Here is a 25066-nt window from a genome sequence, read left to right as displayed (position 1 = left end):
CAAATGGCACGATAAACCATAATAGAAAATAAATATGTAACCCTTTTTGCTGCCATGCGTGTCGTAGCGCACCAAAAAGGTACCCTAGCCAAGGTAATACCGCAGCGAGCAAGATAGGGATATAAAACCAAAATGGGGATTTGTTTTGCGCGTTATTCGCCATAAAACGTTGAATATGCTCAACCCAGAAGAAATAGTTCCAGAAATCAGGCTCACGGCTGGCAATAACAAAGGCCCAAGGTAAGCACACGACAAAAGCAGTGAACAGTGAAACAAACGAGAAAACAAATACTTCTTTGAATTGCTTAAAGTAAATAGCGGCAACTGAGCAAACAAGTACTGGCAGCACTAAAACAAGAAAACCTTTTGTTAATACCCCTAGCCCACAGGCTACTCCCATCATCATAAAAGCGAGTAATTTATGAGAGAAGTATTTTGTCGTTAATCCCCATTGGAAAAAGAAAATCACCATAGTGATAAATGCTGTCACAATGGGATCAAGAATATTGTAGGTACCGATGGTAAAGACCATCAACATTGAAAGGTAAATAAAGGCCGCATTAAACGCAATACGTGAGTTTTTCCAAGCCATTTTAGCGCTGAGATAAACAAATAACCCACTGACTAATGTACTAAATACTACTCCAAGACGAACAGAAATGTTATTTTCACCAAATAACATTTGGAAAACAGCCCCTACCCAATAACCAAAAATGGGTTTCTCAAAATAACGAATATCTAAAAGTTCAGGAACACTCCAGTTATAACTTATAATCAATTCCCGACTAATTTCTGCATACCGCAGTTCATCCGGTTGCCACAGTAACCTACCATTTAAGGGTAAAAAATAGGTCACTAGGACAAAACCAAATAACAGACACCATTTAAGGTAGGCAATTCTATTGTTTGCCATAATCATCTCATCTCAACCATTCTTTTTATTGATATTTAATCATTTTATTTATTTCGTTTGAGCAAACGCGCTCTTTTATTTAGCTATTATCGTTATGGCAATTAAACCTCATTTAAACAAATCGAACGTTAGTTGGTAGAAAGGTCGCTGTATATAAACAATCAATAAATGAATACTACAACTCATATACAAAAAGAGATAAGAATCAAATAATAAGACTGAGTGTTTAAAGAATAGTTCAGTATTTAAAAATAAGGTGAAAATTTAATTCGTTCTTAATATTAGTCATTAATACAAAAAAGTGTACGGCAGTTTATAAACAAAAACCGGTCAGGGTATTCACCATAACCGGTTGTTATTCATACAAAGTAAAACTATTTGGCAGCAGCTAACGCCTGTTCAAGGTCTGCTAAAATATCATCAATATGTTCTATGCCAATTGATAAGCGGATCATATCCCGAGAAACTCCTGCCTGCGCTAACTCTGCATCATTAAGTTGACGATGTGTCGTTGATGCAGGGTGACAGGCTAGTGATTTAGCATCACCAATATTTACCAACCGCACAATCAGTTTCAAGGCATCAATAAAGCGCGCCCCTGCTTCTTGGCCACCTTTAATACCAAACGACATAATACTTGCTGGCTTGCCGTTCATATACTTTTGCGCTAAGCCATGTTCAGGGTTACTCGGTAGCCCTGCATATTTCACCCACTCTACTTGTGGATGATTTTCCAGGTAGTTCGCAACTTTTAGCGCATTTTCGGTATGTCTATCCATTCTTAGCGCGAGGGTTTCTAAACCTTGTAAAATCAAGAATGCGTTAAACGGTGATAATGCAGCACCCGTTCCGCGCAATGGCGCAACACGGCAACGAGCAATAAAGGCCGCTGCACCAAAATGTTCGGTATAACTGACACCATGGTATGCCACATCCGGCTCTATCAATAACGAAAAGCGATTCGGGTATTTTGTCCATGGAAACTTACCTGAATCAATAACCATTCCGCCAAGTGATGTACCGTGACCACCAATATATTTTGTCAATGAATGAACGACGATATCTGCCCCATGTTCAAATGGACGGCATAAATAAGGTGTCGCCACCGTATTATCGACAATCAAAGGAATACCATGGCGGTGTGCAACTTCAGCGAGCGCCGCAATATCAACAATAAAGCCCGCTGGGTTTGAAATTGACTCACAAAAAATAGCCCGCGTCTTATCATCAATAAGCGCATCAAATGCGGCGAGATCGTCATGCTCCGCAAAACGTGTTTCAATTCCTAAACGCGGCAGAGCATGGGCAAATAAGTTATAGGTTCCACCGTATAATTTAGCTACAGAAACAATGTTGTCTCCAGCTTGCGCGATAGTTTGAATCGCATAAGTAATTGCCGCCATACCAGAAGCAACGGCCAAGCCAGCGACACCGCCTTCAAGCGCAGCAACTCGTTGCTCTAAAACATCGTTAGTCGGGTTCATGATACGAGTGTAAATATTACCCGCGACTTTTAAATCGAAGAGGTCAGCACCATGCTGAGTATCGTCAAAAGCATAAGAGGTGGTTTGGTAGATTGGCACGGCAACGGACTTAGTGGTAGGGTCAGGAGAGTAACCGGCGTGAATCGATAATGTTTCTAATTTCATTAGTTATCCTTGTTGCAACGCACTGGAATAGTTACAGCCAGAGGTAGTGATTACGTTATTATAATGCTGTGATAACCTTAGATATTACCTAAGCCACGACACCGAGCAACTACTTGCACTTGAAATTATTTCATATTGATAGGTATGGTGAGGGTGATTATCACTCCCCTCAGCTTAAAAATTAGTTATATCAATGTCTATCCATATAACCTATTTCTTATTGATATAAAAAAAGCCACGACTTTTACAAGTCATGGCTCTGTTTCTTATATCACTTTATTTATAACTATAAAAATGCACCATAAATAACCGAAGTAATAGACGCTAATCCACAGATAAAAGTAAAGATTTGTGCCAGTTTTGAAGTGCTAAATTTCTTCATTGCAGGAACAATATTCATCGAAACAACAGGTAGAATGAATAGGATAGCGGCAATCATTGGTGCCCCCATCGTTTCAATCATGCCTAAAATACTTGGGTTACGAATAGTCACAATCCAGGTTGTTATCACAATAAATAACATGGATGCCATTTGAATTTTCTTCACAGAGAAAGAAGAGCGAGATTTAATTAACCCAACCAAACCTTCGTGAGCGCCTAAGAAGTGACCAAAGTAACTTGATACAATCGCAGCGAAAGCAACAATAGGCCCTAAATAAGATAGGATTGGCGATGGGTTGATATTCGCAATATGTGATAACACACTGATGTTTTGTTCTTTCGCAACGGCAAGCTCTGCTGGGCTTAGTGATAACACCACAGAGAAAACGAAAAACATCACGAAACCAGTCAGCATCAATGCTGCACCACCAGTAATCATATCCGTTTTTACCACTGCATTATCACCAAACTGCTGACGTTGGTCTTTAGTAAATTGGCTGATGATTGGGCTATGGTTAAATGAGAATACGATAAGTGGGATCGCCATCCAAACAATCACAGGCATTGCACTCCAATCAGGAGCCACCTCTAGCATGGACATATTCCACTCAGGGATTAGATACAATGATAAAGCTAACAAAATGAATACCAAAGGATAAACCATTAGGGAGGTGAGCTTTAACATAAGGTCGCGACCAAATACCACACCAGCAGTCATTGCTGCAATCAATACTCCAGACAATAACCATCGTGGTAGTGGGTCTATTCCTAATTGATTTACTAAGAACGAATCAACAGTATTCGTGATACCGACACCGTAAATCAATACGATAGGGTAAATAGCAAAGAAATAGGCAAATGTAATAATATTTGCGCCTACTTTACCAAAATGCTCTTCTACCGTATCGGTAATATCGGCATTTGGATTTTTTGAGGATAAGACAAAGCGAGCTAACCCTTTATGGGCCAACCAAATCATTGGCGTTGCAATTATTGCTAATACTACTAATGGCCAAAACCCCCCAGCACCAGCTTTAATTGGTAGGAATAAAACGCCTGCCCCCACGGCGGTACCAAATAAAGAAAGTACCCAAGTAAAATCCTTATAAGTCCACTTACTAACAGGTTTATCTTCTGTAACTACTGCTTTTTCAATTGTGCTCATCTTGTGTTCTTCATCATTAACGTTATTAAAATAAGATGTGCAGATTTTGCATTAAATGGGCAACAGTACCTAATTTAATTACTCTATTTCTTTCAACTTTTTGGGGTAGATCTCGTTAATAACGTAAAAGAACAAACGCCACGTAATTATTCTGTAAAAAAATAATTTCGCAATCAATTAAAAGAGTAAATTTTAGATATAAAGTATTTAATTTTTAATTCGAGGAATGGCTGAGTTATTCGCTCAGCCATTTTTTTTACCTGAGAAACTGAAATGTTATAGATATATAGGCACTAATATTTCTGTCGCAATTACAACCACAACCAATCCAACTAATACTGGGATTGACGTTCTTTTCACGACTTCGAACGGAGAGATTTTTGCCATACCAGATACGGCCACGACAACCCCTGATACCGGCGATAAAGTCCGCCCTAAGTTAGAGGCTTGTAGCATTGGTATCACTAAGTAAGCAGGATTGACCCCCATTTGTTTTGCTAAATGAGGAATTAGTTCAACAAATGCATAGAACGGTGCATTTCCTGAACCTGTGGTCATCGCAGCTAACATCGTAATCACCACCAGTGCAATCATCATCACAATTGCACCAGAACCGAATGACTGTGCAAGGTCAATGAGCCCCTTAATAAAGCCAATGGTACTTAAACCTTGAGCAAATACCCCAGCCGCCACTAATAACATAACGACCGTTGCGAATGCTTCTGCCATACCTTTGTAGCAAACTTCTAAGCCACTATAGACATGTTTAGCGCTGAAGCTACGGATGAATTCAATGATTGCAGCCAAAATAATACAGCCAACAATAATGGTAACAATATGCAATTCAGGCGCCCATTTACCATCAAACACTAAAACACCGATAATTGGCGTAAAAGGTAAAATAGCGTAGAAAGCAGGAGCATGGGTTTTAATTTCATTCACATCTAACATTTCAGTCGTGACATTTTCTTTTCTGTCGAGGTAACGCTGCCAAAAGAAGTGAGCGATTGACATTGCCACAATTGCCGCGATAGAAATCGGTAAGGTCGTTTTAAATGCAAAGTCGATTAATGGCATTTCGGCCGCTTTTGCCGCTAAGATAACATCACCAGATGTCGGCGCTAAAATAATTGCCGCTGGCGATGCACAGATTGCTGCTGCTGCACCACGGCTGATCCCGACATTCACCATTACAGGGAATAATGTCGCCATCAGTAATACACCGAGGCCTGTCGCAGAAGATACCGCCAGTGACATCAAACATGCCACAATATAAGCAGCAACCATCAACAAATAAGGTGAGTTGATCATTTTTAATGGCTTAGAAGCGATTTTCACCACAACATCATTCGCCCCAATGTGAGTCATATAAGATGCAAACCCACATAACACCATGATCATCATACCAAGGTCGCCACCTCGGCTCATTAATAGGAATTTTATGTATTCCAGAATATCTGTTACACGCCACCCCGTCGTTGGAACAGAACCTGGTAAAATACTTTTGCCCATAATAGCGGTAATGATTAGAAGTAAAATCCCTCCCGTCATTAACACACCCGTTGCGGAATACCCTTTTATGATATAACGCCCAACTCCAATGGCGACAATAACGCCGATTAAGAGCTCAATCATTTATTTCTCCTGCCTGTCTTATTTTGTAATTATAAAAAAATTACTCTGCCTAATCATTAAGCAAAATTCACTGACAATGATCATGTCAGCAGATGATTTTTAATATAGAAATGCGTTAAAACACAAGAGAAATAAATAAAAAATCTTTTTGATAGTTATTTTGCAGCCGATCTTCCTATTTATTAACAACACATAGGAAGAACGGCTTAACTTAGACTAGAAAAAATATTTGAAGCGAGCACGAACACCATAGCGTTCATCATCATGATGACTAATCAAATTAGGGTTATCTGCATTAATTTTAGAGTAATAAGCACCAAGATAAATTTTGTAATTATCTATAGCTAAAATTTGAGGTAACTCATAAGAAGCATATAAAGTATGAATATCATATTTACCTGGGATGTTATTCAATACTGAATTAGGGTCTGTCGAAATATTTACTGCATTAAAATCTTTAATATTATTATGCGCATAGATATAACCTAGTTGAGCGCGACGCCACAAGGCATAGCCACCTAACGATAAATCTGTTTCTGCTATTGCATCTAGGTATGCAGTACTGAATGTTAGCTGCACGCCATTATCTGAGTCTTTTTCTACGCTATTCCATCCTAAAGTCATACCATATCCATTACGTTTGGACATATCCTTCCAATGACCATCAACGTTATCCCCATAGGCATTGTTGATAACTTGGGATTCCATCGCAATAGCCACTTTAAAATCATTCGGCTGCCAAGCCACCACAGGCCTTAAATAAATAACATTTTTCTTATTATCTAGCTGATAACCATGGTAATTAGAATCATCGAATAAAGCGGTACCATCTTCAACCAATGCGTTAATTTCAAAATACCAATCATCTAATGAATGGGAAAGTTGAACACTACCACCATCACCTGAACGCCCACGCCCTTCTTTCATCATATAAATATAACCGAACCCATCACTGTACAAATCATTCGCCGTATTGCCTGAATACTGTACAAACGTATCTTGTCCTAATGGGAACATATCATAAGCTTCGTAACGGCCGAGCTTTACTTGCCAGCGATCCTTTTGCCCGAAATAAAAAGCGGCATCATCAAGGTTCATTTTTCCTGTCATATCCGCAAGCGGCTGCACAGAAAACCCTGCATAATTTCCATTATCTTTCAAATGATTACCATCTACCCCAATCAAGATTCGTCCATTAATATCCCAATTATCACTCTTATTTGGTTGGTTGTTTTTCCCAAGAGCCGTTCTGACAGATGTAATTTGTCCCTGACGACTCGCCCCATCCATATTGAACTCAACATCGCCATAAAGCTTAAGTTCACCGTAATCATTGTGGTATTGGATCCCAGATGTTGGTTTTTCTTCACTCTCCCTTGGTACATTTGTATTGGAAATAGGCTCCTTAACAACGGTTGATATGGGTTGTTTGGTAGTTTCATGCATATTCATCACTCGTTCGAGCTTTTCTGCTTTCTGTTCAGCAGCTTCGGCACGTCGTTCTGCCAACTCAGCTCTTTTCTCTAACGCCTCCAGCCTTGCCTCAATACGGCTTAAATCCGTTTGAGCATCCCCCACCAAAGGGAATAGGATGACAAAAGCCGCTGCAATCGCAGATAACGGTAACATCTTCATATTAATACCTATTTGAATTAAACCAATAAATATCATTGCTAGCGCTTTCTTCTCTTTTTTGATTTATCGTGAAGTGAGCTGCCCAGAACATGAACACAGTATATGATCAAAGATATGTTAACGTTAACATGAAATTGATAAAAGAAAGATCGAACTCACAATTCACTGATTAATCTAAAATAAACAACGTCAAAAACTATGTTCAAATTTTATTTCAACCAGTTGAAAAGTAAGTGATTTTATAAATTAACAATATGAAAACTAACCATTGAATAACTCATAAATCATATCGCCAAAAAAACCACGATACTGTAAATATCTAATTTGTTTGCTTTTTTCCTTTAAATCATAAGGAAGGTCATCACCGAATTTTTTACTACGAACCAATGCGGCCTTTTCAAACCAATCTACATCTAGAGTAGCAAAATGCTTTTCCACAACCGTTTCAGTGAAACCTTTCTGCCGCATTTCTTGTTTTATCCGCAATGGTCCATACCCTTTACGGAGATAACCTTGCATTAATAGCCCCGCGACACGGTCGTCATCAAGAAAATGTTGCTCACTTAGCCTTTCAAGCACCAATTCAATTAAAGGCTCATCAATAATACCTTCATTTTTTTCATACATACGCCGTTTCATACGAGCAAATAGCTCTGCTTTCCCATAATCACGGCGGGAAAGCATAAACAAGGCATATTGGTAAAGCTCGGACTCATTCATGGCGTTAAATTTTCATCATTAAATTGGGCGCATTGCGCGCCCAGTCTAACATAAACCTTTGTACTCTAGCTTGAATAAGTATGTGATTCGGCTGGCGGAGCTCAGTCAACACCCATGCGGTTTGAATCGTGACGCGTATATACTCTAAATAATTCAAGTTGCATGTAGGCGACAAACGAAGACAGACCGATGAGCATACATAAGTATGTGATTCGGCTGGCTGAGCGCAGTCAACACCCATGCAGCTTGAAGTATGACGAGTATGACAAGTTAGTGAACTTGAGCGCCACTTAACAATTTATATATCGTATCAGGGGTATAACTGCCGTCTTGGAAATAAATTGTCCAATCCGTAATATCGTCGCGCGTTAATGGATAAACTTCCCCTTCTTGCATATTTTTCACATAAAAAGGATGGTTAATTAAACGCCCTTCAAACTTGTCTCCATTCCAAGAAACAGGTTCAAACCACATATGTTCATGACCATCGAAATCTTCTTCTGCATCATGGTAACCAATACCGCATTTCACTAAAAAGCGCCATTCCGAATCTTCCGTTTCCTCGTTTTTACCGAGGAATTTGGCAAAAAATCCTTTCTTCTGAGCGACCGGTTTTGGCCCGTAGTTATCTAACATATGGGTAAAATATTCCCAACGTAATTTGGCTTTACGGGACATATCAGCGGTTTCTTCATCGGTACGCATAAACATCATCGCGTTTTGATCTTCAAAGCCTTCAAAGAAACTTTCTAATACCGGGTTTTCTTGTGTCACACGAAACAACATCGCGGATGGGTGCTGATGAGATTCGTCTCGATCATGCCAATCCCCCATGAAACGCGCTGATGACGCATCACCAAACTCGAAATTCATCTCTTCAAGTGGCTTCAAATCATCAATTGGCGTTGATTTACCCACATGCAACAGCCCTTCTTCAAACGGTACTGCAACTAAATACTCATAGCCTGCTTGGGTTTGACCAATAAAAATAGGTTCATTAAACACGATTTTTCCGTGAGTAATACTGTTATTCACGAAGCTCCAAAATAGTTCGGGAATACCATAATAAGAAGCAATCGGGTGCGGTATAATAATTTCCGCTTCCGACAAACCACAACGTGCCAAACCGTGCGTGTGGAACCAATACATAGTCGGAGCACGCTCTTCTTCCGGCTTGTCTTCGTTATCTTCTTGGTCATAAATAGCATGAACAACATACAAAGAATCAATGCTTGGCATCAAATCATCAATGAGTTGGAAATTAAGCCACTCACGAGTAAACACTTTCCCTGCGGCAGAAATATCCAAGCCTAGTAATAAATCTGGCACTAATATTTGAATAATTTTCAGCTGCTGAAGGTAATTAGCTAATGGCTGCCCTTGAAATAAACATTCAACAATCACTGCTTGAGGAGCAGCACTGGCCTCTGCATACAGCTCAGGGCTGATTGGATCAGTGGCAAAATAAGGATTGATGGTATATTCAGGGTCGCTATCCACTAAAGAGATATAAAAACGTAATTCTTCTTCATCTTTTTTACAGCTAAAGAAAAAACCGCCATCCTCAGGAATGTAGTCTATTTCACCATCGGTGAAATAAGTTTGCTCTTCTAAACGCTGCTCTAATAATAAAGACGTCAGCTCAGAACCAGGGATAGCAACCATCATTGATGCTTCTTTTTCACCCTCACCTGCTGCGGTATCAAGGTAGTGTTGTTTATTATTCATTTTCAGACCTATTAATAAGTGACTCTGGCGAGGATATCAGCTTATATTCATTAAGAATATTGTGATTATTCTTAACAAACAGAGATTGTGATTTGATCCTTCGTATTGCAACTAAGTTAATAAATAATCATTATTCGACAATCAGTTATTCTACTTTTCATACTGTATTGACTGAGGCACAATAATGCACTTTCTTTAATTTGCTTTAAATTGATAAAGCAAAAGTTCTATTTCAATAAAGGTAATTCAAATATGGCTGATTTAACCAAGGCACAAAAAGAATATGTTGATGAACTGGCGATGCAGCGCGTTTTCGATATGAATAGCGATGAAGTGCTGGTCAACGCCTTAGAACAAAAGATTCACCAAATGGAAGACCATTTAAAAGCCTATTTTCATGAGCGTGTTAAGTTTCATCAACAAAACAAAAAGTAGTATTTTCAGCCCTATCGTGCCGATGTTATTTCTTGCATCGGCAGCTATTTTAGGTATGAAAAATGTTAATCTTAAATAAACAATTAACATACAGGTATCTAGTTTTAGATCTTCATAAAAAAGCATTAAGCGCTATCGATAAAAAAATTATCAATGTTAAAATTCCAACTATTATAGATATACCTAACTACACCTCTCTATTATCTAAAGATTGAGCCAATTTTATGAAACGCATTCAATTCAGTACTGCACTGATTCTTTCTTCTATTATGAGCATGTCTGTGAGCTTTGCCGATAGTGATCGTCCGTTATTTTCGGTCTCTGTAAGTGAGTCTGGAGTCCCACAAAGTAACAGCGAAGGCGGCATTACTCGTTCTTCTACCACAGAGTCACGAGTACTGCCGATTTGGGGCGATGAAGCCCGCGCTCGAGGGTATGATTTACCGGAACCTTTTGGGATCGGCTACGGATATATGAACCTACGTCAAGATATAAAAGTTGACAAAATAGCCTTTAAATCAGAAAAGGGCGTAAATATTCCTTTTGTTAAATTCGATTTAAATGATGACTTAATGATTAAAACAGGACATACACGCAGTAAGAATGAATCACATATGTTAAAACTCGATACTTGGGTCTTTCCATTTATGAACGTATATGGCGTTTATGGAAAAACCAAAGGAACATCAACCACAAATCTTGATAGTGTAAAAGCTCGGGTCAAAATTTTTGGCAAAGAAAATATAATTGATATCGGTAAAAATCTGCCTTTTGAATTAGATTATAAAGGAAAAACGTATGGTGGTGGTGTTACCTTCGCTGGTGGGTATAACCAATTCTTTAGTACATTAGATTTTAACTATACCAGAACAAGCCTTGATATCTTAGACGGTGACATTACTGCTTTTGTTGTAACTCCTCGGGTTGGTTATGAATTTATCTTTGAACCTTTAATCCCTGGTCAAGGTAATACAAAGCTACAAATTTGGACTGGTGCCATGTATCAAGATATTACCCAACGATTCAAAGGTGATATTAATAAACTAGATTTACCGCCTGAATTGAGTGGGTTGATGGCATTAGCGCCAGACGATGCAAAATTCGATGTTAAACAACATCTTGCCCATAAATGGAATAATACTATCGGTGCCCGTGTCGAACTCACTAGAAACTTTAATGTGTTAACAGAAGTCGGTTTTAATAACCGAAATAGTTTTTATATTTCTGGGGAATTCCGTTTTTAATGTGGCATTCGGCAATTATCCAAAGGCTGGCCTTGCTCAGCCTTTTTATTATTTTTCCCGCTAAAGCTGATTTACTCCCTGATCGCCAGCAAATCGATGGCTGGTTAAACGATCTCGGTGGAAAAAATAGCTTTGATGAAAGTAAAACTGTCGATTGGGGCGTATTACCGGGGCCATTTTATACCCCCGAAATGGGCGTTGGTATTGGTACTGCGCTGGTTGGTTTATATCGAATAGATAAAGAAGATAAACAAACCCAGCCGTCTTCTATTGGCTTAAGTGGTTTTGCGTCGTCTACAGGCGCGTTTGGCTTAAATTTTACCAATTATAATTTTATTGATAACGACCAGTGGCGGTTATTTGTTTCCGGCACCATTAACAATATTCCCACTTATTACTGGGGTAAGGGATATTCTGCAGGGAAAAACGATCACAATAAAGAAAAGTACCATTCCCAAGAATTCCAAATAACCCCAAGAGTCTTATATCAATTAGCCGATTCGACTTATATTGGTCTTGGTTGGGACTTTTCATCAATCAATGCCAGCGATCCTGATGATGGCGCCAAACAGTATTTCTCCAATTCAATTGGGGGTCGTTCGGTGTTAAATTCAGGCATCAGTGCATACTACAGTTATGACACACGAGATTTTCTGCCCAATGCCTATCATGGGCAAGCTTTTGAGGCCATCTATACTTATTTTGCGCCTAGCCTCGGTAGCGATACACGTTTCCAAACCACCCAATTACAATATGCCTATTACCATGCCTTAGCCGAAGAGACTGTTATTGCATTCGACAATTATGCGAGGTTTTCAACCGGAAATGTACCGTGGAACCAGCTATCATTACTCGGTAATGGTAACCGTATGCGCGGGTATTACGAAGGCCGCTATCGTGATAACAATATATTCACCAGCCAAATTGAACTTCGCCATAAACTCGATTGGCGTCATGGCGTTGTGGGTTGGCTAGGAACAGGAACCATGAGTGATGCTGCATCTGAATTAGGCCAAGGGCATTGGTTGCCCACTGTTGGCGTAGGTTATCGTTTTGAATTTAAACCAAGAATGAATGTTCGCTTGGATTTCGGTGTCGGCCGCAACAGTACAGGGGTATATTTTCAAGTTGGGGAGGCATTTTAATGTTCAAATGGGTTCTGGCAATGGGAATTGGACTTTTATTAGCCGCCTGCCAAAGTCATGACAAACTGGAATTACCCACTATTGAGCCTGTCATTACCCCCTATACTTTTGAAGAAGCCTCACAAAATTGGCCTGTTATTGCTTCCTTAGCCCCACCACAAGGTTTGCGCGCTTGCTGCGCCTTTGGCTACAACTTGCAAGCTGAGCTATGGGGATTACCTGTCCCGTTTTACACTATCGATAATATCGTTGAAGCAGATAGCCTAGGAGAACATCATTATAATGACAGCTTTTTAGGTGCCTCTGCGGCATTAATGGGGCTCAGTAATGAAAAAATAGGCTTACTCTATACGGATAAAAGCGGGTTTATTGATATTTCCCATGTCAGAGATACTGCAGATTATACTTTTTACTTATTTAGCCAAATTTACCCACGTCTAGGCCAACAATGGTCGTTGTCACTGAGTGAAGAATTAGCGGATAGACAAATACATTTCAGTGCATTTGAACCGCCACAATCCGCCAAACAGCGCTATACACTAAGCGCCTACTTAGCCGCAAAATTGGCTTTCCAACTCGCGGTATGGCATGAAATTGCACAGTGGTATGGCTATCAATCTGTACCGGGGTTTTCTGAAGGGGTTTCCGCATTTTCCCCTGAAGACCTGTACTCAAATTTACTTGGTTCCCGTCTCGCCTTAACTTTGATACTACAAGGCCGAGCAGGCTCTTTAGCCACTTACTCTCAATCAATGGAAAATATTCTTCCACTGGCCCTTCACCAACTCGGTAGCAAAGATAGAAAAACCACGCGAAAAATATTTGATAGCGTTGATGGTTTATGGTGGAACAGTTACCGTAGAGTACCAGAGAAATTTCTTGTTTTAACAAGAGATTACCAAACAAGTGACCAACGTTATCCTCTGATGCCCCCACAAATTATGCCATCTGAAGGCTTATTTTTAACGTTGCCTGACCGCTATCTCAAATATGATTTGTCATTACTCGCACAACTGCGTTTGCTCCCTACTGGAAATATGAAACAGCTCCCCAAACCGACCTCTTATTGGACAGTGGCAGATTTTCCACAGCTGGCGGAAGATGCGAAGCAACAAGATTTACTGCAACAAATTTTAAAACCTTAAAGGGACTATTTGTGATATCCATATGACTCACCCTATAGGACTTTATCCTGACATTGTTGCGCTTAAAATTTAAGGTAAATGTCACTTTTTACTCATTTGCAGATAATAATCTTATTTCACTTTTGTCGCCTCGATAGGCTTTAATAAAACGATGGAGAACTCATTTCGGTCAAAAAATAGACTACCAACTGCTTATTTTTCAGACAAAATAACCCTATAATAACTAAATGAATTGTGTGTTTTTTACTCAAATTTAACTTAAGTAAAGCGCGAATGCCACGGGAATAAACAGTTTAATTTATAATTCATCATATGAAAATATACCAAACGAAACCATTAGGTCATTTAAAATCAATACATTCATATTAATATAAAAAAACCCACAAAATAATACAGAAGTTTCCTTAATGTCACCCGGATAAATGTAGCTCGTGAAAAATTAATCTGCTAATATTCGCTCGAATTTTGTTCAGAGATACTTAGGAGAAGCAAATGCCCTCTCGAACGATGAGGACAAACGCCGTCTTCGCTTTCTTATTTTTACTTTTATTTTCGAGCCTGAGTATGGGCTCCACCAGTACCAGCACAATGCTCAATAAAGAGTATACTAATAAAACTGTGCAACAGAATGTAAGTCAGGCTAAAACCTCACTCCCTGACTTGCGTAAATACCCTTCTGGTACGCCTCGAAAGAAAGCATTTTTGAAAACGGTTGTCCCTGTTATTGAAAAAGTGAATAAGCAGATTATGGCTGAACGTACTTGGTTGCTATCAGTACGGGCTAATAAGAAGTGGAGCGCACAAGAGTTGCGCCGTCTTGAACAAATCTGTAATAGCTATGGTATGAAATGTAGTAATCCAAAACGTTTAAATTGGAACAAACTATTGAGTCGTGTCGACATCATGCCAACACACTTAGTTGCCACACAAGCAGCAACAGAGTCTGGTTGGGGTACATCACAACTTGCTCTGCAAAACGGTAATTTATTTGGTATGCGCTGCGGTAGTGGCTGCCAGACCAAACAAGGAAAGATTAAAGGCTATTCTACATATTCTTCTGTAGAAGAGACCGTGACTGCTTATATGAAAAATATGAATACCCATAATGCTTATGAGTCACTACGTACTTCACGAGCAAAACAGCGTCTATCAAAAGATGAGCTAGATACTAAAAAGTTAATCAATGATATGAAAGGGTACTCAGAGTTAGGTTCTACTTATAACCGCTATTTACAAGAGATGTACGCGAGTAATGAAGAATTGATTACACAAGCTCAGCAAAGAGCATCCACTCGCATTTAATTTTGTATCACCAGGTACAAGACATAAAAAATCCACTTAACTAAGTGGATTTTTTTATCCCTCACAAACCGCATTGAACTTACTTAACTCATTCGACCAATTCATTTTTTATGTTTTTTTAGATTTACTCTATTGCCTTAAATAGTTCGAGTGTTGGCGAGGCGGCAAGAGAAGCTATCTCTCGTTTTTAATCTGATGGTTTAATTGTCTTTTATTGGGCATTTCAGTTTCACCACATTGCTCTAAATAGTTCGAGTGGTGGCGAGGCGGCAAGAGAAGCTATCCCTAGGAGCATACATAAGTATGTGACTAGGGTAGCTGAACGTAGCCAACAAAGTCACCGCTCGAAATATGACGAGCAATATGACAAGCAATATTCTGATTGCATAGAAAAAGAGATCAAATATCATATACCCTAACCTTCTAACAAAATAATTAACATCTTTGAGTCTAATATGAATTTCTTCTCTTTTGAGTTTCTTGGCTCTTTCTTGATTTTTTTTCTTATTTATTGGGGTTGTCAGCCCAGTGCAAAGTTACAAAATGGCTTATTAATCACTGCTAGCTATTTTTTTGTTTATTCATTTAGTCCTGACTTTGCTTATATCTTATTTAGCTACACACTGATTATTTATTTGCTTACCAACGTGGCAACCAATTGGCTCTCTAGTCGATGGATATACGGTATTCTTACCGCTGTCATTGTTGGCTTCTTTACCACCTTTAAATATTACTCATTCTTCCAAGAGACTATTCAGCAAACACTCGATAAATTTGGTTTTAGTGTTGGTCTTCCTATATTGGAAATACTCGCACCACTTGGACTCTCATTTTATGTATTCCATTCGGTAAGCTATACGGTATCAGTTTGTCGCAAAGAAATTCCCAAAGCCGATTTCTTTGATGTAACATTGTATCTTGCATTTTTTCCGAGCATCGTCGCAGGGCCAATCAACCGCGCGAAGAACTTTCTTCCCCAAATACAAGCGGAAAGCCGTGAGGTTTTAGATCCTCGAAAAGCGATATTGCTTATTTCATTAGCACTAGTGAAATTGTTTTTATTTAGCTCTTACTTGTCTGAAAATTTTGTAAATCCAGTCTTTGATTCTCCCGTGGGTTACAATGCGGGAGAGATCCTAGTAGCAACCTATGCCTATGCTTGGAATATTTACTTTAACTTCTCAGGTTATACCAATCTGGTGACGGGCATCGCGTTATTATTAGGATTTAGAGTCCCTGTTAACTTTAATGCGCCTTATTTAGCTGCAAATTTAAAAGAGTTTTGGGCCCGTTGGCACATCAGCTTATCTACATTTATTCGCGACTATATTTATATCCCCCTAGGCGGTAACCGCAAAGGTTTTAGCCGTATGAATACCAATGTATTCCTTGCGATGGTCATTTCAGGGTTATGGCATGGTGCAGCAATGACATTTGTAGTTTGGGGAGCCATTCATGGATTAGGAATTGTGCTACTCAATCTTAAGAGTTTATGCATGGAAAAATTAGGATGGACCCAAGTGATTCCTAATAAAACATTATCCGTTTGGGTGTCACGAATTATTACTTTCCATTTTGTCTGCTTTGCATGGATTTTCTTCCGTAGCCCCTCATTTGATGATGCCCTGTTAATGGCCAATCAAATCATTGCACCTGGTTTTATTGCTTCAATTAATGCAAGCCTAGGCTTACTAATCGCATTTTGGCTACTACTGATTACCTACCCTTATTTTGTACAAGGCTACCATTATGTGGCAAAAAAATACCAAACCATTCCTTGGTATTATTATCCTATTCCGCTCGCGATTATTCTAACTATTATGTTTATGCTTTCTCCTTCAGGTATGCCGGGGTTTATTTATGCTAACTTCTGAGTTTAAAAATACCCTAATCAAAGTTGGGCAGATTTTATTTATTGTCCTAATTGCTGGCCTATTATTAATTTGGTTGAATCAAAGCTCACTAGAACGATTTTGGCAGCAAAAATATCACCAAGATACCCCATGGGCGAAAATGGCAGGGAATCCTATCTGGGATTATGGTGCTTACTTACATGATGGTGCGCTTGAAGCAGGAAGCTTATTCACTTATTACGCATCAGGGCAAAAAGCGCAGGAAGACAAACAAGCCGCAGAGCTTGAACTGGCCAATAAAGATAAAAAACTCAGTTTCCCCAAAGAGTTTCAAATTGGTCTTCATTTCGTAAATGGCTATATTTATCCAGCTGAAAGCTTATCGATTACTTTCCCTGAGCGGCTTAAACGACCACAAGTTAGAGAGAAAAACCAGAAAATTAACTTTGGTGGTTTTACAATCAAAAAAGATCAGCCAATCGTGGCAAAACATATTGCCAATATCGAAAAGGGCCAACAAGTCCTGTTCGCGGGGGACTCCATGATGCAAGGCGTCGCTCCACATGTTAAAAACATGCTCTTGAAAAAATATAATATCGATAGCATTAATCTAAGCAAGCAAAGTACAGGACTGGCGTATCCACGCTTTTTCAATTGGCCCCAAACCATTGCTAAGGCATTGAATGATAACCCCAACATTAAGGTTTTAGTCATTTTTTTAGGACCTAACGACCCTTGGGATATGCCACCACAGACGGGTTATAAATACGTCAAATTTAAAAGTGAAGATTGGGAAAAAGTGTACCGTGAACGAATTGGTGATATAATATCGACCGCTCGCCAGCACAATGTTGATGTTATTTGGGTTGGGCCTCCTAATATGCGTAAAAATACGCTCTCCGATGGCATGAAATTCTTAAGTAGCCTCTACCAATCTGAAGTTGAAGACAACGGTGAAATTTACTTTTCGGTCAATGATGTCTTTAAATATAAAGGCGATACCTATTCTGACTATATCGGTGATGCGAGTAGTACCATTAAATTGCGAAGTGGTGACGGGATCCATTTCAGCGGAAAAGGTCAACAATTGATCGCTGAAAAAGTATTCTCACTCATTCATTTCGAAGAAGAGGAAGAAAAGGAACCTCATGAAACTGAACAAACTGTGTCAAGCTAAGTCCAAAATATTGGCGGGTAGCGTGATTGCGCTTTTGTCGCTGGGCTTATTGTCTTGCCAGAACACATCAGACAAAACTCGCACGACTAGCCTGCCTAAAGGCCAGCCAGTCGTTGCACAAGGGCAGTTGGTCAATAACGCAGAGCCTAATTTGCCACAGTTGGCAAATAAGTTGCGCCAAGGCAACCAACAAGTTCACATTGTCCAAATTGGTGATTCACATACAGCCGCTGACTTTTTCAGCGGTAATTTAAGAACATTATTTCAGCAACGTTATGGTGACGCGGGCCCAGGCTTCATTCCTCCGATTTCGGTACCTGGACAACGAACAGCGACCATTAACCGTATGAGCGAAAAGAAAGAGTGGTCACTGGCTTCAAGCCGCAAAGATGAACGCTTTGATTACCCACTTGGTGGGCTAATTGCCGAGCCACAAGCAGCCAACAGTAAAGTAGTGCTCAAGCCTTTACAGCCTGCGCTAGGTGCTTATCAGCTACAAACTCTATACCAAAGCACAAGTGACTCACAAATGCGTGTCGCTCCTGCAGTCTCCCCCAATGTTGCATTGCCAGCCACAGGCAACCAGTGGGTATTTTCGTCCCCTGTAAATACCCAGCTTCCAGCCCAAGTTACTGTTAATAAAGGTGATGGGTTGAAAATTGGTGGGTGGTTAGTGCGTTCGCAAAAACCAGGAGTGATGTTTTCAGCTCTTGGGCTCAATGGTGCAACATTGAGTATGACAGATAAATGGCAACCACAATGGAGCGAAACCTTAGCGCAAATGTCCCCTGATATGGTGATTTTAGCCTATGGAACCAATGAGGCTTTTAACGATACGTTAGATTTAGCTGCTTACGAGCAAAATTTGCGCGCTAAAATTCGCTTAGTTCGCCAACAAATGCCAAATAGCGTTATTTTACTTATCGGCCCGAATGATTCACTTAAATTTAATGATGCGGCGAGTTGCCAAGCTCAGATGCCAGTGAATTTAACGAGTGTGATTCAAATTCAAAAAACAGTTGCAGCTCAGGAAAATACGCTATTTTGGGACTGGCAAGCCTTTATGGGTGGCCCTTGTTCAATTCGCACATGGGCAGCACAAGATTTAGCACGACCTGACAATGTGCACCTCTCCGTCGAGGGTTATAAGAAGAGCGCACAAGGCCTATATAGTCAGTTAAACCAAATATTGAATTGATTACTGGTCCAACGCACGATAAGGCAGAAGTATATTCAACGTACTCTGCCTTTTTATTTACTCCTACTATTTTTTAATGTTAAGCACCTAATAGTTGTCATTTCACTTTGTTTTTTTCTTACTTATCTTTTTTTTACTCTAAAAACATAATTCCAATATTAAAATAAAAATAATTATTTTAAATAAAAACAATGAGTTAAAATAATGGCTCTCGGAATATTACTGACTCGTTAAGAATTTATTGTTCTCTCTCAAAAACATAAAAAATCGTGACCAGTAATTAAATCAATATACCCTATATAAAATTAGTATCCCTGCGTTCCTTTTAATAAACCACATCGCTATACACTGAAGTTTATTAAGTCAGGAAGTAATAACAAATCGATCTTTCAGCTTATGCAAGCTCAAGGTTTGTTATTAAAAATATGGAAGCCGTGAACAATTCTTTGACACAACCAGAATAATTTTACGGTAATAATCGTAGGTAATATTTATTTAGGTTCAAAAATGTCGACTAATTTCTGTGTTAAATCGTTTCATACCTATATTGAAACCCTATCAAATAAAATAAAAAATAGCTTTTATCTAACTCACTCTCTACTATTTAAAGTGAGGTCTGGCGAAATTGAAATACGGATAGAAGAAGGCCCATGGCAAAGACTAACGGCTGCAGATATCTGTTTTCTCCCCAAAGGATCATCAATTGAGATAATCAATCTTGATAATCACAATCTGCTGGCTGTAGATGTACTTCCAATGACCACCGATATGTTAAAATCCTTTTACCAACAGCATGCAGCATTATTTATTAATAAGAAAAAGACACTCTCAATAAGCCAAATTTGTTGTACTAGCTTACAAGAAAACCCGATTATTGAAGATGTATTTCATTCTGCAATTAAAGAAGCTAACTCACCGACCAGCCATAATGTTATTCATATTCATTTAAACTTTATTCTATCATTTTTTTTACTGGTGAATGAATTTACCTCTACATTATATGCCTCAATGAATATCTCGATAAAAGATAAAGTGTATGACTTAATTTTTCATAGCGCAGGTAAACAATGCCATACTCTAGATACTATCGCAAAAAAACTCCATATGAGTCCTTCAACCCTTAAACGACGACTAGCCAGTGAATATACAAGTTTTTCCAAAATTAGCTTAATGTCCCGAATGAACAAAGCAATGATATTATCTAGAACAGAAAATATGCCTATGACACGTATCGCCCAAGAAGTCGGCTATGATGATGTCCCTTATTTTTTACTGGCATTTAAAAGCTTTCATGCGCAGCCAAGCTTCCCCCATTCCTTGATTTAGTACTTTATTCACCTTTAAACTTTAGCCTTACCATTTTCATGGTAGGGCTATTATTCAATTAAAAATAGTGTTCCTCGATATCAGATGGAAGCGCTAAGGTATCTATTGGCGGGATATCCACCTGAGTACCGCCTGTATTATCTATTGGCGTTACAGTTGCATCGGGCAAATCGGAATAAATAGTAAGATTACCTTGAACCTGTGCCTGATTTCCTGCCTGATCATATACATTAACTTCATAGTCATGCACCCCCTCCGCTAATGGGTTCAACACCGAGATCTCCCATTGGCCTAATTTATTCGCTTTTTGTTCATAGGTATGATTATCAATGGTTAAAAATACATGAGTGTCTGGCTCTGTTGTCCCACTGAATTTTGGCGTATTAATATTAGTTATATCATCGCCTTTTTCACCAGAGTCAGTCATAACATCTAAGTGACCAACAAGCTCAGGGGCTTTGGTATCAATAGTCACCTTTCCTGATTGCTGTGCCTGATTACCCGCTTGATCGTATGCATTAATTTCATAGTCATACACACCCTCAGCTAATGGGTTCGACACCGAGATCTCCCATTGGCCTAATTTATTCGCTTTTTGTTCATAGGTATGATTATCAATGGTTAAAAATACATGAGTGTCTGGCTCCGTTGTCCCACTGAATTTTGGCGTATTAATATTAGTTATATCATCGCCTTTTTCGCCAGAGTCAGTCATAACATCTAAGTGACCAACAAGCTCAGGGGCTTTAGTATCAATCGTCATTTGCCCTGTAAGCGCCTGCCTATTTCCCACGGCATCTTTAACTTCAATACGATAATCATAGGTTTTATCAATCAAGGCATCAGTAACAGATATCGCCCAGTTTCCTTTTTCATCCGCCACCCCTTGATAGATTTTACCGTCAATTTCAAGCGCAATAACTGCCTCAGCCTCTGTCACCCCACTAAATTTTGGCTTATTGATATTCGTTATATTATCGCCCTTGTGGCTTGAGTCAGTGGTGTTATTTAGCCCCCCTAAAATTTCTGGCGCTTGAGTATCAACAGTAATTTTTCCGGTTAAATTGTCTGCCCCTAAGTTCCCGGCAATGTCAGTTACCCTTATATGATAATCATGTGTCCCATCGATTAGTGGTTCTGTTAACGTAAAGCTCCACTCCCCTTGTTTATCAACAAGGATATTCGTGTAGATCTCTTGACCAACTGTGATTTCCAAATAAGTGCTAGGCTCTGCAATCCCAGCAAAAGTCGGCCTCGTCATACTGGTTAAAATATTCGGTTTAGTGCTGGAGTCTATAGGATCTACCACACCACCAATAAGGTAATCAGGTGCTAATGTATCAATAACCAATTGCCCAGAAACTTGTCCTTTAATACCTTTAATATTATCAATCGCAAAAATGACATAATCATGAAGACCGTCACTCAATTCAGTATCTACCTGGATCGTCCACTCTCCTTTCTCATTGGCGGTAGTTTCAAAAATTGATGTAACTTTATTATCAAACACTAATCGAATTGTCGCATTTGGTTCGGTAATTCCGCTAAATGTAGGCTTATTTACATTGGTGCAGTCATCGCCCTGAATACCTGAGTCTGAATCTTCTTCTAATTCCCCACTCACTGAGGCGACTGTTTTCACAATAAAGTTACCAGAAACTTTGTTCTGGTTTATTTGCCCAAGCACATCCACTGCTTCTATTTCATAGAAATGCACGCCATCAGCAAGTGCTTCGTTATCAGGCAATTTAATCTGCCAATTACCATCATAATCAGCGGTAGTACGATATATATTTCCATTGATCGTCAAGCGTACTTCCGAATTAGCTTTGGTTGTTCCATTAAATGTTGGTTGGTTAACATGAATAGTGCCGCCATTTGATGATTGTTCGTCTAATACCGCATTCAATACTGGCGGGGTAATGTCATATACCAAATCAAACTCAAACTGCGTTTCACGATTAGCTAAATCCTTTGCCGTAACCGATAATTGAATTTTTTCACCATCCTTAATACCTACAGGAACAACATCACTGGGTAATTTCAGCTGCCAACTCCCCTGATTATTTGCCTTTGTCGTACCAAGTGTTTTTCCATTTATGTCTTTGATGGTAACTAGGCTTGCGACGCTTGTAGTCCCCGTGAGTGTTAAATCATTTTGGTTGAAAAGTAATTTGCCATCTTTCTCAGAAATTAATTGTTTATCATTCACACCAAATTCAATACTTGGGGCAGTCTTACCGGATTCATCACTGAGCACTTTAATAATTACTTCATGCTCAGTTTTATTACCCGCGATATCAAATGCAGTTATTTTTGCCACATGCTCGCCGTCAGGTAATGCCAGCTCATTAGCAAAAACTGTTTTAGAGCCATTATATTTAGTTTTTAGCTTATTATGTCGAGTCGTTTTTCCATTCACGTTTATCAAGTAATAATCCATATTTCCATTATAAGTGAAAACCAATTTAGGATTGGTTACATTCGCAACTTGTGTACCCGCATGAAGTTGCTCCTCAGCAACCTGAAAATGATTAAATATGGGTGCCTTAGTGAGGATATTAAGTGTTGTTTGCCCAACTGAAACTGTACCATCGTCTTGGATAAAACTAATATGGTAAGCGCCATCCCCTTTAATCGGTACTTCGAAACGCCACTCTCCCTGCTCATTGGCTTGAATAGGATAACTATTACCATTTACTTTGGCTGAGATCGTGCCACCGGCTGTTATTTTGCCTTTATAAACGGGTTTTTTATGATTGGTATTGTGGTTACCGATTTGGCCAGAATCTGTATCTGGGTCAAGGTAAAACTTGAAATCACTGATAAATACAGAAGAAGATACTTCCCTTACCGAACCATAAACATCTTTAAATTTGAGGGTATAAGGGACTTCCCCCAATGGTAATTGAACATCGTCGGGGACTTTGAAATTCCATGAGCTTCTGCTTTTACCAAAACCTATTGAATAAGTTTTTCCACCAATAAAAATGGTTCCTGTAAGCTCATCTCTATCCGATGCCCCTGAAATCTTTCCCTGTAACTTAGGGGAACGACTTGAGCTTAGTGAGTTATCAACTTCCCCAGTGCTACTCGACTCTGCCGCAACTTGAAATGCCACATTTAAAACGCAATCCTTTATTTGAATCCCTTTTTCTTCAATCACCTTTTCTGTCGTCAACCCAGCTGGAGACGTTGCAATTAATGCCAAATTATCAAGGTCATAACGGCGATCCACTTTAAGAAAACCTGGCGGTAAGCTAAAAGACCAATTTCCATTTTTATCAATGTCTGAGATGGAGAAAATATGCTCATCCTTCTTACTCAGTCTAAACTTAAATTGTAAACTTGAACCAGGGGTTACTTTTCCTGTAAAAGTTGCCTCTAAATCATTGGTTGATTTATCACCATGATGATAACCTCTCTTCCAAGGTGAAGCCAGAGCAGCATCGGTAATCTCCGGTTTACTCGAATTAATCGTCAGTGTGTCTATTGTTTCAAATTGATTATTTGCCGTATCCGTAACGGTAACTTTATAATCACCAATAAAATCTTTTGGTAATTCATTAGGTAAAGATAAACTCCAGAAACCGTTGTTATCAACAACTGTCGAAACCGACTCATTATTTAGTTCCAGAGTGATTTCACTTCTCGGCTCACCTTTTCCTGTAAATACAGGTTTACGATGTGCAGTAATAAAGTTTCCTTTAGTTCCTGTATCTGTCTCTGTACTTAGTTCAATTGTGGATACAGGAGCAGTAGTATCTATAAAAATATTCCCAGAAATATCCTTTGTTTGCCCATTTATTGGGTGTTCCGCTGTCACAAGATACTGGCAATTCCCTTCCGCGAGCTCTTTAACTTGGATTTCCCAATTTCCAGTGACTTTATCTGCCAATGTAGAGAAACTTTCATTCCCGATTGTCAGTCTAACTTTAGCCCCCGCTGTGGCGTTCCCTGTAAATTTAGGCACTTTAATATTGGTGATATAATCACCTTGCTTTCCACTATCATACGCAGCATCTAATGTGGCGGTTAGAGTCGGGGGGTGAATGTCTCCAGATCCTACTGATGAGGGCAGGTATGTAAAACTCTGACTAATTGTCTCTTTGTTACCAGCAGAGTCCTCTGCGATGACCTTGTAGTGATTATCCTTGCCTTCATTCGCATCAACATCAAAAATCAGAGACCATTTTCCTTGGCTATCGGCGTAAGCCGTTTTAATTTGTCCTTTAAACTCAGCGGTAATTTTACTTTCGGGATCAGCTTCTCCACTAATTTGAGGTCGTTTTAAGTAGGTTATCAACGCATTCGAATTGTCTTGGCTCGCAGGGTCTAAGTGTGCAGTCAGCGTTATATTGCTATCCACGGTAAACTGCCCGGTGGACGTCCCGATATTTCCGACAGTATCGGTT

The 25066-nt window shown here is 39.3% G+C and carries 17 protein-coding genes; 9 read left to right on the top strand and 8 right to left on the bottom strand.

Going from position 1 to position 25066, the window contains the following annotated elements; all coding sequences use genetic code 11:
- The 7 genes from PSF31_RS20245 to PSF31_RS20215 form a co-directional block, all read right to left on the bottom strand.
- Positions 1-919: phospholipid carrier-dependent glycosyltransferase (locus PSF31_RS20245; protein ID WP_336298890.1), on the bottom strand; the 919-nt coding region annotated here is incomplete at its 3' end.
- A gap of 368 nt (positions 920-1287) precedes the next feature.
- Entirely contained in the window at positions 1288-2562 is a 1275-nt protein-coding gene (locus PSF31_RS20240) for a bifunctional O-acetylhomoserine aminocarboxypropyltransferase/cysteine synthase (protein ID WP_096864568.1), read from the bottom strand.
- 286 nt (positions 2563-2848) lie between these two features.
- Positions 2849-4108 carry an aromatic amino acid transport family protein gene (locus PSF31_RS20235; protein WP_094961452.1) on the bottom strand — a complete coding sequence of 420 codons (1260 nt, stop codon included), beginning with the start codon at positions 4106-4108 and terminating at the stop codon, positions 2849-2851.
- Between the two features lie 276 nt (positions 4109-4384).
- Entirely contained in the window at positions 4385-5743 is a 1359-nt protein-coding gene (gene dcuC / locus PSF31_RS20230; protein ID WP_004261170.1) for an anaerobic C4-dicarboxylate transporter DcuC, read from the bottom strand.
- A gap of 216 nt (positions 5744-5959) precedes the next feature.
- Positions 5960-7378 (bottom strand): carbohydrate porin, encoded by a 1419-nt coding sequence (locus PSF31_RS20225; RefSeq protein ID WP_036958415.1) that lies wholly within the window; start codon positions 7376-7378, stop codon positions 5960-5962.
- A 261-nt stretch (positions 7379-7639) separates the two neighbouring features.
- Positions 7640-8098: a regulatory protein RecX gene (locus tag PSF31_RS20220; RefSeq protein WP_164561239.1), complete on the bottom strand. Its 459-nt coding sequence runs from the start codon at positions 8096-8098 to the stop codon at positions 7640-7642.
- Positions 8099-8368: 270 nt separating this feature from the next.
- Positions 8369-9826, bottom strand: a complete 1458-nt coding sequence (locus PSF31_RS20215) for a DUF4026 domain-containing protein (protein ID WP_096864566.1) — start codon at positions 9824-9826, stop codon at positions 8369-8371.
- Between the two features lie 252 nt (positions 9827-10078).
- Here PSF31_RS20215 and PSF31_RS20210 point away from each other — a divergent pair, with 252 nt between their 5' ends.
- The 9 genes from PSF31_RS20210 to PSF31_RS20170 all read left to right on the top strand — a co-directional run bounded on the left by PSF31_RS20210 (position 10079) and on the right by PSF31_RS20170 (position 20651).
- Positions 10079-10261, top strand: coding sequence for a hypothetical protein (locus tag PSF31_RS20210; RefSeq protein ID WP_004261179.1), 183 nt, complete (start codon positions 10079-10081; stop codon positions 10259-10261).
- A 224-nt stretch (positions 10262-10485) separates the two neighbouring features.
- A complete protein-coding gene (locus PSF31_RS20205; RefSeq protein WP_004261181.1) occupies positions 10486-11505 on the top strand; it encodes a hypothetical protein in 1020 nt (339 codons plus the stop codon).
- Positions 11505-12650: a BamA/TamA family outer membrane protein gene (locus PSF31_RS20200; protein WP_096864565.1), complete on the top strand. Its 1146-nt coding sequence runs from the start codon at positions 11505-11507 to the stop codon at positions 12648-12650. Before PSF31_RS20205 ends, PSF31_RS20200 begins: the two co-directional genes overlap by 1 nt.
- Positions 12650-13795 carry a DUF4056 domain-containing protein gene (locus tag PSF31_RS20195; protein WP_096864564.1) on the top strand — a complete coding sequence of 382 codons (1146 nt, stop codon included), beginning with the start codon at positions 12650-12652 and terminating at the stop codon, positions 13793-13795. Before PSF31_RS20200 ends, PSF31_RS20195 begins: the two co-directional genes overlap by 1 nt.
- A 492-nt stretch (positions 13796-14287) precedes the next feature.
- The gene (locus PSF31_RS20190) at positions 14288-15097 is read left to right on the top strand and encodes a protein bax (RefSeq protein ID WP_096864563.1); all 810 of its coding nucleotides are present in this window, start codon (positions 14288-14290) and stop codon (positions 15095-15097) included.
- 455 nt (positions 15098-15552) lie between these two features.
- Positions 15553-16971, top strand: coding sequence for an MBOAT family O-acyltransferase (locus PSF31_RS20185; RefSeq protein WP_004261191.1), 1419 nt, complete (start codon positions 15553-15555; stop codon positions 16969-16971).
- Complete coding sequence (locus PSF31_RS20180) at positions 16958-18127, top strand: SGNH/GDSL hydrolase family protein (RefSeq protein WP_094961456.1); 1170 nt, start codon at positions 16958-16960, stop codon at positions 18125-18127. The genes PSF31_RS20185 and PSF31_RS20180 overlap by 14 nt, the downstream gene beginning before the upstream one ends.
- The gene (locus PSF31_RS20175) at positions 18099-19325 is read left to right on the top strand and encodes an SGNH/GDSL hydrolase family protein (protein WP_096864562.1); all 1227 of its coding nucleotides are present in this window, start codon (positions 18099-18101) and stop codon (positions 19323-19325) included. Before PSF31_RS20180 ends, PSF31_RS20175 begins: the two co-directional genes overlap by 29 nt.
- Positions 19326-19832: 507 nt before the next feature.
- A complete protein-coding gene (locus PSF31_RS20170) occupies positions 19833-20651 on the top strand; it encodes a helix-turn-helix domain-containing protein (protein ID WP_164561240.1) in 819 nt (272 codons plus the stop codon).
- 58 nt (positions 20652-20709) lie between these two features.
- On the opposite strand, the gene PSF31_RS20165 is transcribed toward PSF31_RS20170, so the two are convergent.
- Positions 20710-25066: Ig-like domain-containing protein (locus tag PSF31_RS20165; protein WP_272683290.1), on the bottom strand; the 4357-nt coding region annotated here is incomplete at its 5' end.

It is taken from the genome of Providencia sp. PROV156, from assembly GCF_028480905.1.
Classification (GTDB): Bacteria; Pseudomonadota; Gammaproteobacteria; order Enterobacterales; family Enterobacteriaceae; genus Providencia; species Providencia hangzhouensis.
Note: the sequence above shows the minus strand (reverse complement) of the source record. Positions and strands in the feature narration are given on the sequence as shown.